At 69.7% G+C, this 13,734-nt stretch carries 12 protein-coding genes; 2 read left to right on the top strand and 10 right to left on the bottom strand.

The window, feature by feature from the left end:
* Positions 1–12: 12 nt before the first annotated feature.
* From ACLFA2_RS02775 to ACLFA2_RS02750, 6 genes are read right to left on the bottom strand one after another with little or no spacing between them, the layout of a single operon-like run.
* Entirely contained in the window at positions 13–1,170 is a 1,158-nt protein-coding gene (locus ACLFA2_RS02775) for a mannitol-1-phosphate 5-dehydrogenase (RefSeq protein WP_167253422.1), read from the bottom strand.
* Positions 1,167–1,601: a PTS sugar transporter subunit IIA gene (locus ACLFA2_RS02770; RefSeq protein WP_021199697.1), complete on the bottom strand. Its 435-nt coding sequence runs from the start codon at positions 1,599–1,601 to the stop codon at positions 1,167–1,169. The genes ACLFA2_RS02775 and ACLFA2_RS02770 overlap by 4 nt, the downstream gene beginning before the upstream one ends.
* The gene (locus ACLFA2_RS02765) at positions 1,598–3,232 is read right to left on the bottom strand and encodes a PTS mannitol transporter subunit IICB (RefSeq protein WP_426622001.1); all 1,635 of its coding nucleotides are present in this window, start codon (positions 3,230–3,232) and stop codon (positions 1,598–1,600) included. Before ACLFA2_RS02765 ends, ACLFA2_RS02770 begins: the two co-directional genes overlap by 4 nt.
* Positions 3,229–4,914: a phosphoenolpyruvate--protein phosphotransferase gene (gene ptsP, locus ACLFA2_RS02760; RefSeq protein ID WP_021199695.1), complete on the bottom strand. Its 1,686-nt coding sequence runs from the start codon at positions 4,912–4,914 to the stop codon at positions 3,229–3,231. The genes ACLFA2_RS02765 and ptsP overlap by 4 nt, the downstream gene beginning before the upstream one ends.
* Complete coding sequence (locus ACLFA2_RS02755; protein WP_426622000.1) at positions 4,911–5,189, bottom strand: HPr family phosphocarrier protein; 279 nt, start codon at positions 5,187–5,189, stop codon at positions 4,911–4,913. The genes ptsP and ACLFA2_RS02755 overlap by 4 nt, the downstream gene beginning before the upstream one ends.
* The gene (locus tag ACLFA2_RS02750; RefSeq protein WP_426621999.1) at positions 5,186–5,503 is read right to left on the bottom strand and encodes a PTS sugar transporter subunit IIB; all 318 of its coding nucleotides are present in this window, start codon (positions 5,501–5,503) and stop codon (positions 5,186–5,188) included. Before ACLFA2_RS02750 ends, ACLFA2_RS02755 begins: the two co-directional genes overlap by 4 nt.
* A gap of 166 nt (positions 5,504–5,669) precedes the next feature.
* Here ACLFA2_RS02750 and ACLFA2_RS02745 point away from each other — a divergent pair, with 166 nt between their 5' ends.
* On the top strand, positions 5,670–7,592 hold the full coding sequence (locus ACLFA2_RS02745; RefSeq protein ID WP_426621998.1) for a BglG family transcription antiterminator: 1,923 nt from the start codon (positions 5,670–5,672) through the stop codon (positions 7,590–7,592).
* Positions 7,593–7,603: 11 nt separating this feature from the next.
* Here ACLFA2_RS02745 and ACLFA2_RS02740 read toward each other — a convergent pair whose 3' ends face one another.
* The 3 genes from ACLFA2_RS02740 to ACLFA2_RS02730 are packed head-to-tail and all read right to left on the bottom strand — an operon-like array spanning position 7,604 to position 10,370.
* Positions 7,604–7,867, bottom strand: coding sequence for an HPr family phosphocarrier protein (locus ACLFA2_RS02740; RefSeq protein WP_029260575.1), 264 nt, complete (start codon positions 7,865–7,867; stop codon positions 7,604–7,606).
* A 2-nt stretch (positions 7,868–7,869) separates the two neighbouring features.
* Entirely contained in the window at positions 7,870–9,540 is a 1,671-nt protein-coding gene (locus ACLFA2_RS02735; protein WP_426621997.1) for a phospho-sugar mutase, read from the bottom strand.
* Positions 9,537–10,370, bottom strand: coding sequence for a purine-nucleoside phosphorylase (locus tag ACLFA2_RS02730; RefSeq protein WP_021199689.1), 834 nt, complete (start codon positions 10,368–10,370; stop codon positions 9,537–9,539). The genes ACLFA2_RS02735 and ACLFA2_RS02730 overlap by 4 nt, the downstream gene beginning before the upstream one ends.
* A gap of 48 nt (positions 10,371–10,418) precedes the next feature.
* Here ACLFA2_RS02730 and ACLFA2_RS02725 point away from each other — a divergent pair, with 48 nt between their 5' ends.
* Positions 10,419–11,867 (top strand): NAD(P)H-quinone dehydrogenase, encoded by a 1,449-nt coding sequence (locus tag ACLFA2_RS02725; RefSeq protein ID WP_021199688.1) that lies wholly within the window; start codon positions 10,419–10,421, stop codon positions 11,865–11,867.
* 65 nt (positions 11,868–11,932) lie between these two features.
* Here the strand turns inward: ACLFA2_RS02725 and ACLFA2_RS02720 are convergent, their stop codons facing one another.
* The gene (locus ACLFA2_RS02720; protein WP_021199687.1) at positions 11,933–13,699 is read right to left on the bottom strand and encodes an acetyl/propionyl/methylcrotonyl-CoA carboxylase subunit alpha; all 1,767 of its coding nucleotides are present in this window, start codon (positions 13,697–13,699) and stop codon (positions 11,933–11,935) included.
* Positions 13,700–13,734 lie beyond the last annotated feature (35 nt).

Genomic DNA, 13,734 nt, shown 5'->3' with positions numbered 1-13,734 from the left:
ACGGGTCGCGGCTCAGGCCCTCTCGATGTGCTGCTGGTGGGCGGTGACGGCATCCCGGATCAGCGGGAACAGCGGATGCTCGGGGTCGAGGCCCGTCGTCCGCGTGGTGAACCCTGCGGCGTCCTCCGCGCGCAGCATCTGCTGCAGCTCGACCGACTGCTCGTCGGCCGGGTCGTCGAACTCGAGCGCTGCCGAGACGGCGGCGACCAGGGCCTCGGTGGACAGTCCGCGCTCCGCGGCCATGGCTGCGGGGCCCACGAAGCGCTCGTGACGCGAGATCTTGCGCAGCGGCTGACGTCCGACCCGCTGCACGGTGTCGACGAGTGCGGGGTTGCGGAACCGGTCGAGGATCTTCGCGCGATAGGCGGCGAGATCCTCCGGGTCCAAGCCGTGCTCGGCGACCAGCACGGCCGACGTCTCTTCGAGGGCAGCCGAGACGCTCGCGGCGATCGTCGGATCGGCCAGGGCATCCGAGATGCGCTCGATGCCCGCACGGGCCCCGAAGTATGCCGTTGCCGCATGCCCCGTGTTCACGGTGAACAGCTTGCGCTCGATGTACGGGGCCAGGTCGTCGACGAAGTGCGCGCCGGGGATTCTCGGCAGCTCTCCGCCGAACGGTCCCGACTCGATCGCCCATTCGAAGTAGGGCTCGACGGTCACGTCGACGCCCGATCCCTCCGGCTGCGCCGGCACGATGCGATCCACGGCGGTGTTCGCGAAGACCGCTCTGGTCAGCAGCGTCTCGGCATCGGCTCCTGCTGCGGCGACGATCTCGCGGCGCAGCAGGTCGGTGGCGCCGATCGCGTTCTCGCATGCCATCACCTGCAGCGGTGCGGCGGCGGGGGAGCGCAGGGCCAGTCCCGCGACGATCGACGGGGCCACGAACCGCAGCACCGTCGGTCCGACGGCGGTGGTGACGACGTCGGCCGACGCGACCTCTTCCGCCACTGCGGCGGGGTCCGTCCGGCTGTTCACGGCACGGAATCCGGTGACGACGTGATCGGTCCCTCCGGGGCCGGCCTCGTGCACGGTGTACGAGTCGACCGCGTTGATCGCGTCGACCAGCGCGTCGGCGACGTCCGAGAAGACGACCTCGTACCCGCCCTCGCGCAGCAGCAGACCGACGAATCCGCGCCCGATGTTGCCCGCCCCGAAGTGGACCGCCTTCATCCCTCGTTCACCTCCGAGAGGAGGGCGTAGAGCTCCTCCGGGGTCTGCGCAGCGGAGAGCCGGGCCACGTCGTCCTCCTCGGAGAACAGGATCGCGATCCGGGAGAGGATCTCCAGGTGCTCGTCACCCACGCCGGCGATGCCGATCACGAACGTCGCAGGGTCACCGGACCAGTCGACACCGCCGTCGTAGCGGACCACCGACAGGGCCGAAGCGAGGATCGTGTCCTTCGCGTCGTTGGTGCCGTGCGGAATCGCCAGCCCGTTCCCCATGAAGGTCGAGACGGTCTCCTCGCGCTGCCGCATCGCGTCGACGTAGGCCGGGGTGACGGCTCCGGCCGCGACCAGGATGTCGGTCGCCTCCTGGAGGGCCTCGTCGCGCGACGCCCCTCCGGGGTGGATGCGGACCTGTTCGGGGCTCAGAACACTCATTCGTTTTCCTTTCGCTGTTCACGCACCATCTCGACGACCTCTTCGTACTTGGGCGAGTTCATGAAGTTGTCGACCGACACATGGACCGAGTTCGGCGACTTCGCCTCTGCGCGCTCGGTGAGCTGCTGCTGCGTGATCACCACGTCGGCTGTTCCGTCGAGGTTCGCGATCGCCTGGTTGGTGACTGTGATGTCCTCGATGCCGGCCTTCTTGAGCTTGTTGCGCAGCACGCTGGCGCCCATGGCGGACGAGCCCATGCCGGCGTCGCAGGCGAACACGATGCGCTCGATCGGCGCGGCGGCGATCACCGTCGTGCTCGCGGCGGCAGCGGCCTCGGGGGACGACGTCGCGGTCGACGTGCGCAGCGCGTCCATCGCGGCCGACGACTTGCCCTTGTTCGCCTCGGTCTGGGCGATCGCGGCACCGAAGGCGTCACCCTCGGCCTCCAGATCGCGCTTGCGGGAGGCCCGCAGGATCACACCGGTGATGAGGAAGGTGACGGTGGCGGCGATGATCACCGACAGGTACACGACCAGCAGGTTGCCGACGCCCGGTCCGATGGCAGCCGCGGTCACGGCGATGATGCTTCCCGGTGCGGCCGGGAATGCCAGGCCGCCGCCGAGGACCATGTTCGTGGTGACACCGGCCGCGCCACCCGCGATGAGGGCCAGGATCGTGGTCGGCTTGCTCAACGCGTACGGGAAGTAGATCTCGTGGATGCCACCGAAGAACTGGATGATCGCCGCACCCGGTGCGGAGGCCTTCGCCGCACCGACGCCGAAGAACGTGAAGGCGAGCAGCAGGCCGAGGCCGGGGCCGGGGTTCGCCTCGATGAGGAAGAGGATCGACTTGCCGGTCTCCGCCGCCTGCTCGATCCCGAGCGGGGTGAAGACGCCGTGGTTGATGGCGTTGTTCAGGAACAGCACCTTCGCCGGCTCGACGATGATCGACACCAGCGGCAGCAGGTTCAGAGAGACGAGCCAGTCGACAGCGCCGCCGAGGACGGTGCTGATGCCGAGCATGACGGGACCGAACGCGAAGAAGCCGACGATCGCGAGGAGCATGCCGAGGATGCCGGCGGAGAAGTTGTTCACCAGCATCTCGAAACCGGGACGGATCTTGCCCTCCCACAGCCGGTCCATCTGCTTGGTGATCCACGCGGCGACCGGGCCCATGATCATGGCGCCCAGGAACATCGGGATGTTGGTGCCGACGATCACGCCGACGGTGGCGATGGTGGCCACCACGCCGCCGCGCTCGCCGTAGACCATGCGGCCGGCCGTGTTCGCGATGAGCAGTGGAAGCAGGTACGTGACCATCGGTCCGACGAGGCCGACGTAGGCGAGGATGTTCCCGTTGTCACCCTCGGCGACCGCGGTCATGGCACCCTGCCACCCGATGATGGCGGAGTCGCCGCCCCCGCCGATGATCTCGGACACGCCGACCCAGTGCCAGCCGAACGGGCTGTCCGCGCCGAAGAACCCGGCCGGGATGAAGAGCATCGTGATGAAGCCCCAGGCGATGAAGGCCGCGATGTTGGGCATGATCATGCCCGAGAGGAATGTGCCGAAGCGTTGCACTCCTACGCGGAGGCCGCCGGGTTTCGTGGCGGCAGGTGACGTCGTCGTCATGATGTCGTCTCTTTCTTGTGGAGGGGGAGTTCCGCGGCGAGCGTCGCCACGGCGGTTCGGGCGGAGGAGGCGTCGTCGGCAGCCAGGGCGGCCTGGGCGAGGCTCCGCGCCTCGGACGGGGTGCGCTCGGACAGCGCGTGTCGTACGTCGGCGAGGGCCGACGGTGCCATCGAGAGGCTGGTCGCGCCGAGCCCGACCAGCACCACGGCGAGGAGAGGGTCGGCCGCGGCCTCGCCGCAGATCCCGACGGGCTTGCCGAGACGTGCGCCCGCATCGCCGACCTCGCGCACCAGGCGCAGGACGGCGGGGTGCCAGGGGTCCTGGAAGCCGGCGACCGAGCCGAGCATGCGGTCGGCAGCCATCGTGTACTGCGTGAGGTCGTTGGTACCGATCGACGCGAAGTCCGCATGGGCGAGAACGCGGTCGGCGAGCAGGGCGCTCGCCGGGATCTCGACCATGACGCCGGCGGTCTTCAGCCCGTATTCCCGAGCGAGGCCGGTGAAGTAGATCGTCTCCTCGACCGTCGCCACCATGGGGGCCATCACCCAGAGGTCCGCCTCCGTCTGGGCATCGGCTTCCGCAAGCGCGGTGAGCTGCTCGCGCAGGATGTCCTCGCTCGCGCGCAGCGCTCGCAGGCCCCGAAGACCGAGAGCCGGGTTCTCCTCATGCGCGTCGTTGAGGAACGCCAGCGGCTTGTCGGCGCCCGCATCCAGCATCCGGACCACGACCTTCTTGCCGGGGAACGCCGCCAGCAGTTCGCGATACGACTCGCGCTGCTGCGCGATGGTGGGTGCCTGCGCCGAGGACAGGAACAGGAACTCGGTGCGGAACAGCCCGACGCCCTCGGCCCCCCGAACGACCGCATCGGCCGCGTCTGCAGGCTTCCCCAGATTCGCGAGCAGCGCGACAGGCGTGCCGTCGGCGAGAGCGCCGGGAGTGGGTGGGGCCGCGTCGGCCGACTGGCGAGCGGCTGCGCGCTCCGTGGCTCGGGCCTTCTCGTCATCCGTCGGTTCGCGTGTGACGACGCCGCTGGCCGCGTCGACGATCACGGTCTCGCCGGTGGTGAGCATCTCGCCGTCGGCGACTCCGACGATCGCGACGATGCCCTTCTCCCGAGCGAGGATCGCGGTGTGGGAGGTCGGGCCGCCATCGGTGGTGATCAGCGCGAGCACCTGCTCCAGATCGAGGAGCGCCGTGTCGGCGGGGGCGAGGTCGCGTGCGACCAGGACGAACGGGTGTCCCGGGTTCGGAACGCCGGGGGCGTCGACGCCGCGGAGGCGTGCGAGCACGCGCTGCGCGATGTCGTCGAGGTCGGCTGCGCGCTCGCCGAGGTAGCCGCCGACGGCTTCGAGCGTGGCGCGGAATCCGGCGAATGCATCGTGCACAGCCCATTCGGCCGTCGCGCCCGCGTCGATCCGGCTGTCGACCTCGTCCTGGAGGGTCGGGTCCTCGGCGATCATGGCCTGGGCCTCGAGCACCTCCTGCGCGGATCCGCCGGCGGCCTCGCCCCGTTCGTTCAGCTCGTTCGCAACGGTGGAGACGGCGTCGCGGACTCGGGCGCGTTCCGCATCAGCACCCGCGGTGCTGGGTGTGTTCTCCGGAGCGGGCATCGCCTCGGCCATGCGGACGATCGGCCCCTGGGCGACCCCGAGACCGATCCCCACTCCCCGGAGCTCGCTCATGCGGAGTCCTGATCGTGGTCGGTGGTGAGGAGTTCGGTGAGCGTGTCGAGCACGTTCTCGGCGCCTTCGCCGTCGGCCGTGAGCGTCACGTAGTCGCCGTGCTCGACGGCCAGGGCGATGACCCCGAGGATGCTCGCCGCGTTGACCGGCTTGCCCGAGTCCTTGGCGATCATCACGGCGATGCCGGAATCCTTCGCGGCCTGCGCGAAGAGCTTCGCGGGGCGGGCGTGCAATCCGTGCGAGGAGCCGATCCGAACGGTGCGGGTGGCGGTCATGATGTTCCTTTCGGGGTTTCGCCGGCGGCGGCGAGGATCGATCGGGCGAGGTCGAGCGTGCGCGAGCCGTCGAGATCGGCGAAGACGTCGTCCGGAAGCACCGCGACGGGCGCGCTCGCACCTTCGCGGATGGCGTCGAGGCGGTCGCTCAGATGAGGGCCGACGAAGACGAGGTCATGGTCGGATCCGGCGACGGAGCTCTCCATACCGGCCGCCGCGTCCCAATCAAGACCGGCCGCGGCTGCCGCACGGCGGAGCCGCTGCGCGACGAACGTGCTCGATGCTCCCGCACCGCACACCACGAGAATCCTCATCGATGCCCACCCTTCCTGAGAACAGTCTGGGAACGGTGGAGGGGTGCGCGCCAACACGTTCCTTTCCGCCCCCGCGGAACAGGCCCTTCCGCCCGAGGGCGCCGGGCACCTGACATCATGGAGAACACGTCGAGACAGTGCGGTCAGCACGCGGAAGGGGAGGATCATGTCGCGCCAGCGCCAGGACCAGCTCCTCGCGGCGTTGCTGCGCCAGGAGGGGTGGGCGACGGCGGCGAGCCTCGCCGACCTGATGGGCGTCACCCCGCGCAGCATCCGCTCCTATGTCGCGGCGCTGAACGCCCGCACGCCCGGGGCCGCGGTGATCGAGTCGGGTCCTGCGGGCTACCGCGCCGGATCCGGCGCCCGTGGCGCGCTGCGGATGCGCCAGACGGGGGATTCCGCACCCCGCGACCGTCTGCACACGCTTGTGCGGCTCCTGCTCGACGAGCACGGAGGCATCGACGTGTTCGACACCGCCGAGGATCTGCACGTCAGCGAGGCGACGCTCGAAGCGGACCTGGTGCGCGTGCGGGGTCTGCTCGACGGCACGGACCTCGTGCTCGAGCGCGAGCGCGAGACCGTGCGACTGCGCGGCAACGAGACGGCGCAGCGCCGCCTGCTCAGCAGGCTCGCCCACGACGAGATGGACGACGCCTCGTTCCATCCGGAGACATTCCGTCGGGCGCTCTCCGGATCGGCGGTGGCCGCCAGCGCGGTCGGGCCGTTCAAGTCCGCGCTCGTGCGCGAACTCGGTGAGCTCGGCTACTACGTGAACGAGCTCGCGATCTCCGATGTGCTGCTGCACATCGCGATCGCCGCCGAGCGGGTCGCCGCTGGACACACCCTCGAATCGACCCCGGCCGGCACCCGCGAGGAGATCCCGCGCGTCGGGACCGTCATCGCCCGCCTCGCCTTCGAGCATTTCTCCGTGGTCCTCGGCGAGGGGGACAGCGGTCATCTCGCATCCCTCGTGCTCACCCGCATCGTCGCGCCGGGCGAGGACGCGACGCGTGAGGTCGCCCGCAGCGGCGTGGATCCGGGAGTCGAGGCCGCGGTACGCGCGGAGATCGCCCGAGCGGCGGAGGACTTCCAGGTCGACCTCGTCGACGAGACCTTCGTGCTGCGTCTCGCCCTGCACGTGCAGAATCTGCTGCGCCGCGCCGAGGAGAGCGCGCTCACCCGCAATCCGCTCACCCGGTCGCTGAAGACGACGTACCCGATGATCTTCGAGGTGGCCGTCTCGATCGCCAGCGGCCTGCACGACCGGGTCGGCACACCCATCCACGACGACGAGATCGCCTACATCGCCATGCACGTGGGTGGGCGTCTCGAACGCAGCCGCAAGGCCGAGTCGATCCTCACCGCCACCATCGTCTGCCCGGGCTATCACGAGTTGCATGAGCTGCTCCGCTCCAGCGTCGACCGCTCTCTGGGATCGGCGATCGAGGTCACGACCGTCGTGACCAACGTCGATCCCGACTGGGCGTCCTTCGACACCGACCTCGTGCTCAGCACGATCGAACCGGGGTCGTCCGGCGACCGATTCGTGCGCATCCAGCCGTTCCTGACCGACGCCGACGTCGACCGGATCCAGCAGGCGGCCGCCCGGGTGCGCCGGGGGCGACGTCTCACGCGGCTCCGTGGCGAACTCGCCCGCTACTTCCTCGCCGACGCGTACGTGTTCCCGCTTCCCGATGAGGGGGAGGAGACGATCATCCGTCGTCTCGGCGGTCTCCTGGTGCAGGCCGGCCTGATCGGCGAGGACTACGTCGAGAACACCATCGTGCGGGAGCGGATGTCGTCGACGGCGTTCACCGATGCACTCGCCGTCCCCCACGCACTCCAGATGACCGCCACCCGCACCGCGATCGCCATCGGCGTCGCGGACGGCTCAGCGGCCTGGGGCGGCGGACGCGTGCAGGTCGTCGCGCTCGCCGCGTTCAGCGAGAGCGATCGTGCGGCGTTCCAGACCGTGTTCGAACAGCTCGTCGAAGTGTTCAGCGAACGCGAGAGCGTGCAGCGGATCGTCCGGAAGGGAACGACGTTCGAGGCGTTCCTCGATGAGCTCGTCGCTGTGATCGACGGCTGACGGCGCAGCGGTCACCCGCGGGGAGCGAGTACCTCCGCGAGCTGGTCGAGAACGGCCTCCGCCGTCGCGGAGGGCGCCGTCTCGATCACCACGGAGTCCCCGGAGGCGATCCCCAGGTCCATGACCGCCAGCACGCTCGTCAGATCGACGGTCGTGCCGTCGGCCGTGCGCAGGGTGACCGGAGCCTCGTGCGACTGCGCGAGTCGCACGAGCTCGGCCACCGGACGCGCGTGAACCCCGTTGTGCGCGCTGACGATGAGGCGTCGGACCGGCATGCTCAGGAGCGTTCGTCGAGGAGGGCGCGGACGCCCGCTTCGAGCTCCGCGACGGCGTCACGTGCGCTCTCGGCCGACTCCGCCCTCGCATCGATGTAGACCTTCAGCTTGGGCTCGGTCCCGCTGGGGCGCACGATCACACGGGAGCCGTCGCCGAGACGGTACCGCAGCACGTCTCCGGAGGGCTGACCCGGTGCGGCCTGCAGCAGGTCCTCGGCCGAGGCGATCGATCGGCCGCCGATGTGCGTCGGCGGGAGTGTGCGCAGCGCGAGCATCACGGAGCCGATGACGGCGAGGTCCTCGACTCGCACCGACACCTGACCGCTCGCGAAATGCCCGTACGTCTCACCCAGCTCGTCGAGCAGATCGACGAGCGTGGCTCCGCGATCGCGGGCCTCGGCGGCGAGGCCGAGGATGGCGACGGCCGCCGACACCCCGTCCTTGTCGCGCACGGTCTCCGGATTCACCAGGTAGCCGAGAGCCTCTTCGAAGCCGAAGACGATACCCGGGGCCCGGGAGATCCATTTGAAGCCGGTGAGGGTCTCGTGGAAGTCCATCCCGTGATGGGCGGCGATGGCGCCGAGGCCGGGGGAGGAGACGAGAGAGCAGGCGAGCGAGGCGCCCGGTGTCCCGGCCGCCGCGCGTGCGGCTCTCGCCCCGAGCAGGAGACCGACCTCGTTACCGGTGAGACGACGCCAGCCGTCGGGGGCGGAGTCGTCGGGGACCGCGACGGCCAGTCGATCCGCATCGGGGTCGTTCGCCAGGATGAAGTCGGCCTTCACTCGTCGGGCGCGCGCGAACGCGAGATCCATCGCCCCCGGTTCTTCCGGATTCGGGAACGACACGGTGCGGAACGTGGCGTCGGGGGTGAGCTGCTCGTCGACGACGAACGGCTGCGGGTATCCCGCTTCCTTGACGATGCGGGACAGCGTCTCCCAGCCGACCCCGTGCATCGCGGTGTACACCCACCGCATCCCGGTCGTCCCGGCGGGTGCTGGCGCCACGGCCACGGTTGCCGCGATGTAGGCCTCGACGACCTCTTCGCCGGCCGTCTCATACTCGGTGGAGCGTGGCAAAGTGGTGATGGAGCCCGCGTCGGCGATGCGCTGGATGTGCGCGGCGATCTCGGCGTCCGCCGGGGCGACGATCTGGGATCCCTGGTCGGCGCCACCGAGGTACACCTTGTAGCCGTTGTCGTTCGGCGGGTTGTGGCTCGCCGTCACCATCACGCCGGCATCGGCGCCGAAGTGGCGCACGGCGAAGGCGAGGACGGGCGTCGGGAGCAGGCGGGGAAGCAGGATCGCCCGCAGACCGGCTCCGGCGAACAGCTCGGCGGAGTCCGTCGCGAACACGCGGGAGTTCCGGCGCCCGTCGTAGCCGATCACGACCGTCGGGGTCGCGCCGTGCGACTTCTCGCGCAGGTAGGCGGCGAAGCCGGCTGCGGCCTGGCCGACGAGAACCCGGTTCATCCGGTTGCTGCCGGCGCCGAGTTCGCCGCGGAGACCCGCGGTTCCGAAGGCGAGGCGAGTGCGGAAGCGGTCGTCGAGGTCGGCGACGGCCTCTCGGTCGCCGGCGGCGGCACGTGTGATCACGCCGGCCAGCTCGTCGCGCGTCTGCGGATCGGGGTCCTGTCGCAACCAGGCGCGGGCCTGGGCGAGCCGCTCGTCGCTCACAGGGCCTCGACCACCCTGGCCAGAAGCGCGGAGATCACCGGTTCGGCCTCGCGCCCGGCCTCGATCACCTCGGCATGGCTGAGCGGTGTCTGCTGGATACCGGCGGCGAGGTTGGTGATGAGCGAGAACCCGAGGATCTCCATGCCGGCCTCGCGGGCGGCGATCGCCTCGAGCGCGGTCGACATGCCCACGATGTGGCCACCGATGTGCTTCGCCATCTGCACCTCCGCCGGCGTCTCGTAGTGGGGGCCGCGGAACTGCGTGTAGACGCCCTCGTCGAGCATCGGGTCGATCGTCCGGGCGATCTCGCGCAGACGCTTCGAGTAGAGGTCGGTGAGGTCGACGAACGTGGCGCCTTCGAGCGGAGAGTCGGCGGTGAGGTTGATGTGGTCGCTGATGAGCACGGGCTGACCGGGCGTCCACGTCTCGCGGATGCCGCCGGCGCCGTTCGTGAGCACCATGATCTTGGCGCCCGTCGCGGCGGCGGTGCGCACGCTGTGCACGACACGGCGCACACCGTGGGCTTCGTAGTAGTGGGTGCGCGCGCCGATGACGAGGACGTTCTTGCCGTCGGGGGTGCGGATGCTGCGCAGCGTACCGACGTGTCCTTCGAGCGCGGGCTTGGAGAAGCCGGTGACCTCGGTCGCGGGGATCGTCGCCACGGTCTCGCCGATGATGTCCGCGGCCTTGCCCCAGCCGCTGCCGAGGGTGAGGGCGATGTCGTGCTTCTCGACGCCGGTCAGACGGGCGATGTCGGCGGCGGCCTGTGCGGCGACCTCGAACGGGTTCGCGGTCGGGTCGTCGAGGGGGTTGCTGTGCGTTTCGGGCATGGATCCACTCTAGGAAGGTGCAGGCTCGGGTGCCAGGATTGCGCGAGAATGGATTCCATGTCTTCCACCACTTTCGAGCGCACTCAGCGCGTCGCCGTCCTCGGCGGCGGTCCCGGCGGCTACGAGGCGGCCCTCGCGGCAGCCCAGTTGGGGGCCGAGGTCACCCTGGTCGAGCGCGTGGGAGTCGGCGGATCCGCCGTCCTCACCGACGTCGTGCCCTCGAAGAGCCTGATCGCCACCGCCGATGCGGCCGTCGCCATCTCCGAGGCGAGCGACCTCGGGGTCAACTTCTACGCCAAGGGCGACCACTCGCGACCCCTCAAGCCCGAGATCGCGATCAACCTCGCCGCCGTGAACAAGCGGCTCCTCGCGCTGGCGGGTCAGCAGTCCGAGGACATGCGTGCGACGCTCCTCGAAGCCGGCGTACGCATCCTCTCCGGTCACGGTCGCCTCGAGGGACCCACCGCGATCATCGTGTCGACGGGCCAGGGCGGGACCGACTTCGATCGGGTCGAGGCCGACACGATCATCGTGGCGGTCGGTGCCTCTCCGCGCGAGCTGGACTCGGCCAAGCCCGACGGCAAGCGCATCCTGACGTGGACGCAGCTGTACGACATGAAGGCGCTCCCCGAGCACCTCATCGTGGTCGGTTCCGGTGTCACCGGTGCGGAGTTCGCCTCCGCCTACATGAACCTCGGTGCCAAGGTGACCTTGATCTCCAGCCGCGAGCAGGTGCTCCCGGGCGAGGACAAGGATGCGGCGAGCGTTCTGGAGAAGGTCTTCAAGCGCGGGGGCATGCAGGTGCTCTCCAAGTCCCGTGCCGACCGCGTCGAGGTCACGGATGACGGGGTCACGGTCACCCTGTCGGACGGGCGCACGGTCGATGGCAGCCACTGCCTGATGGCGGTCGGTTCCATCCCGAACACCGCAGGCATCGGTCTGGAGGAGGCGGGTGTCGAGCTCGACGAGTCGGGACACGTGCGGGTGAACCGGGTCGCGCGCACCTCGGTCCCCAACGTGTACGCGGTCGGCGACTGCACGAACTTCTTCCCGCTGGCCTCAGTGGCCTCGATGCAGGGGCGCACGGCCGTCTTCCACGCCCTCGGCGACATCGTCATCCCGCTCGAACAGATCAAGATCACCTCGAACATCTTCACCGCGCCCGAGATCGCCACGGTCGGCTACGGCGAGAAGGATGTCGAGGACGGTGTGGCCGACGGCCTGGTCTACAAGCTCCCGCTCGCGGCGAACCCGCGCGCGAAGATGATGGGCATCAAGGATGGCTTCGTCAAGCTCATCGCGCGCAAGGGATCGGGCACCGTGATCGGCGGCGTGATCGTGGCGCCGAAGGCATCGGAGCTGATCTACCCGATCGCGGTCGCGGTCGAACGCCGTCTCACGGTCGACCAGGTCTCGCGGGTCTTCGCGGCATACCCCTCGCTCTCCAGCAGCATCACCGATGCGAGCAGGGCGATGCATCTCGTGAACATCTCCTGATCCCGGGAGAGATGCGGAAAGGGCGCCCCACCTCGGTGGGGCGCCCTTTCCGCTGATGCCGGGTGTCAGCTGATCGTGAGCAGCTGGTGTCCTGCGGAGACCGTGGCGCCGGCATCCGCGTTGATGTTGCCGACCACGCCGTCCTTGTGCGCCTGCAGCGGCTGCTCCATCTTCATGGCTTCGAGCACGACCACCAGGTCGCCCTTGACGACCTGCTGTCCGTCGGCGACGGCGATCTTGACGACGGTCGCCTGCATGGGCGACTTCACCGCGTCGCCGGAGGCCCCGGCGTTGGCGGTGGTGGCGTGGCTGCGGCGCGACGGCGGAACCGCTGCCGGGCGTCCGGCGGTACCGGCGGCGACGGCCACGCGGTCGGGGAGGCTCACCTCGAGGCGCTTGCCGGAGACCTCGACGACCACGGTGTGACGTGCTTCGGCGGAGGTCGGTGCTTCGAGCTCCCCGTCCCACGCGGGGATGTCGTTGACGAACTCGGTCTCGATCCAGCGGGTGAAGATCCCGAACTCGCCGTCCTCCGCCGTGAACGCGGGATCGCGCACGACCTTGCGGTGGAACGGGATGACGGTGGGGAGACCGGCGACCTCGAACTCATCGAGTGCGCGGCGCGAGCGCTCCAGCGCTTCCGCCCTGTCCTTGCCCGTCACGATGATCTTCGCGAGCAGGGAGTCGAAGGCGCCGGACACCGAGTCGCCGGCGGTGACGCCGGAGTCGAGACGGATGCCGGGGCCTCCGAAGGTCTTGAAGACGTGGATCGGGCCGGGCTGGGGCAGGAATCCGCGACCGGGGTCCTCGCCGTTGATGCGGAACTCGATCGAGTGCCCCTGGGGCTTCGGGTCGTCGTAGTCGATGGTGCCGCCGGCAGCGATGCGGAACTGCTCGCGCACCAGATCGATACCGGTGACCTCTTCGGAGACCGGGTGCTCGACCTGCAGGCGCGTGTTCACCTCGAGGAATGAGACCGTGCCGTCGGCGCCGATGAGGAACTCGCAGGTGCCGGCACCGACGTATCCGACCTCCTTCAGGATGGCCTTCGATGCCGAGTAGAGCAGCTCGTTCTGCTCCTCCGTGAGGAACGGGGCCGGTGCCTCTTCGACGAGCTTCTGGTGGCGGCGCTGCAGCGAGCAGTCGCGCGTCGAGATGACGACGACGTTTCCTGCGGCATCGGCCAGACACTGGGTCTCGACGTGACGCGGCTTGTCGAGGTACTTCTCGACGAAGCACTCGCCGCGGCCGAAGGCGGCGACGGCCTCGCGGGTGGCGGATTCGAAGAGCTCGGCGACCTCGTCGAGCTCGCGGGCGACCTTGAGGCCGCGTCCGCCGCCGCCGTACGCGGCCTTGATGGCGATCGGGAGGCCGAACTCCTTCGCGAAGGCGATGACCTCATCGGCGCCTTCGACGGGGCCGGGGGTGCCGGGAGCGAGAGGCGCGCCGACCTTCTCAGCGACGTGACGCGCGGTCACCTTGTCGCCGAGAGCCTCGATGGCCTCCGGAGACGGGCCGATCCAGGTCATCCCCGCCTCGATGATGGCGCGTGCGAACTCGGCGTTCTCGGCGAGGAACCCGTAGCCGGGGTGCACGGCGTCGGCACCGGCGCGGCGGGCGATGGAGAGGATCTTCTCGATCTGGAGGTAGGTCTCCGCGCTGGTCGAGCCGCCGAGAGCGTAGGCCTCGTCGGCGAGGCGGGTGTGCAGGGCATCCCGGTCCTGGTCGGCGTAGACGGCGACCGAGGCGATCCCGGAGTCGCGGGCGGCGCGGATGATGCGGACGGCGATCTCGCCGCGGTTGGCGATGAGCACCTTGGCGATAGCAGGCATGCTTGCCAGCCTAGCGAGAACGACCCCGATCCCTT

The sequence above is a fragment of the Microbacterium sp. As-52 genome, from assembly GCF_049949185.1.
Classification (GTDB): domain Bacteria; phylum Actinomycetota; class Actinomycetes; order Actinomycetales; family Microbacteriaceae; genus Microbacterium; species Microbacterium maritypicum_A.
The sequence above is the reverse complement of the archived record's forward strand: the minus strand, read 5'-3'. Positions and strand labels throughout refer to the sequence as shown.

Bases quoted from the DNA above. Each gene is read 5' to 3' on its own strand.
- ACLFA2_RS02775 (WP_167253422.1), bottom strand. From the start codon at position 1,170: ATGAAGGCGGTCCACTTCGGGGCGGGCAACATCGGGCGCGGATTCGTC.
- ACLFA2_RS02770 (WP_021199697.1), bottom strand. From the start codon at position 1,601: ATGAGTGTTCTGAGCCCCGAACAGGTCCGCATCCACCCCGGAGGGGCG.
- ACLFA2_RS02765 (WP_426622001.1), bottom strand. From the start codon at position 3,232: ATGACGACGACGTCACCTGCCGCCACGAAACCCGGCGGCCTCCGCGTA.
- ptsP (WP_021199695.1), bottom strand. From the start codon at position 4,914: ATGAGCGAGCTCCGGGGAGTGGGGATCGGTCTCGGGGTCGCCCAGGGG.
- ACLFA2_RS02755 (WP_426622000.1), bottom strand. From the start codon at position 5,189: ATGACCGCCACCCGCACCGTTCGGATCGGCTCCTCGCACGGATTGCAC.
- ACLFA2_RS02750 (WP_426621999.1), bottom strand. From the start codon at position 5,503: ATGAGGATTCTCGTGGTGTGCGGTGCGGGAGCATCGAGCACGTTCGTC.
- ACLFA2_RS02745 (WP_426621998.1), top strand. From the start codon at position 5,670: ATGTCGCGCCAGCGCCAGGACCAGCTCCTCGCGGCGTTGCTGCGCCAG.
- ACLFA2_RS02740 (WP_029260575.1), bottom strand. From the start codon at position 7,867: ATGCCGGTCCGACGCCTCATCGTCAGCGCGCACAACGGGGTTCACGCG.
- ACLFA2_RS02730 (WP_021199689.1), bottom strand. From the start codon at position 10,370: ATGCCCGAAACGCACAGCAACCCCCTCGACGACCCGACCGCGAACCCG.
- ACLFA2_RS02725 (WP_021199688.1), top strand. From the start codon at position 10,419: ATGGATTCCATGTCTTCCACCACTTTCGAGCGCACTCAGCGCGTCGCC.
- ACLFA2_RS02720 (WP_021199687.1), bottom strand. From the start codon at position 13,699: ATGCCTGCTATCGCCAAGGTGCTCATCGCCAACCGCGGCGAGATCGCC.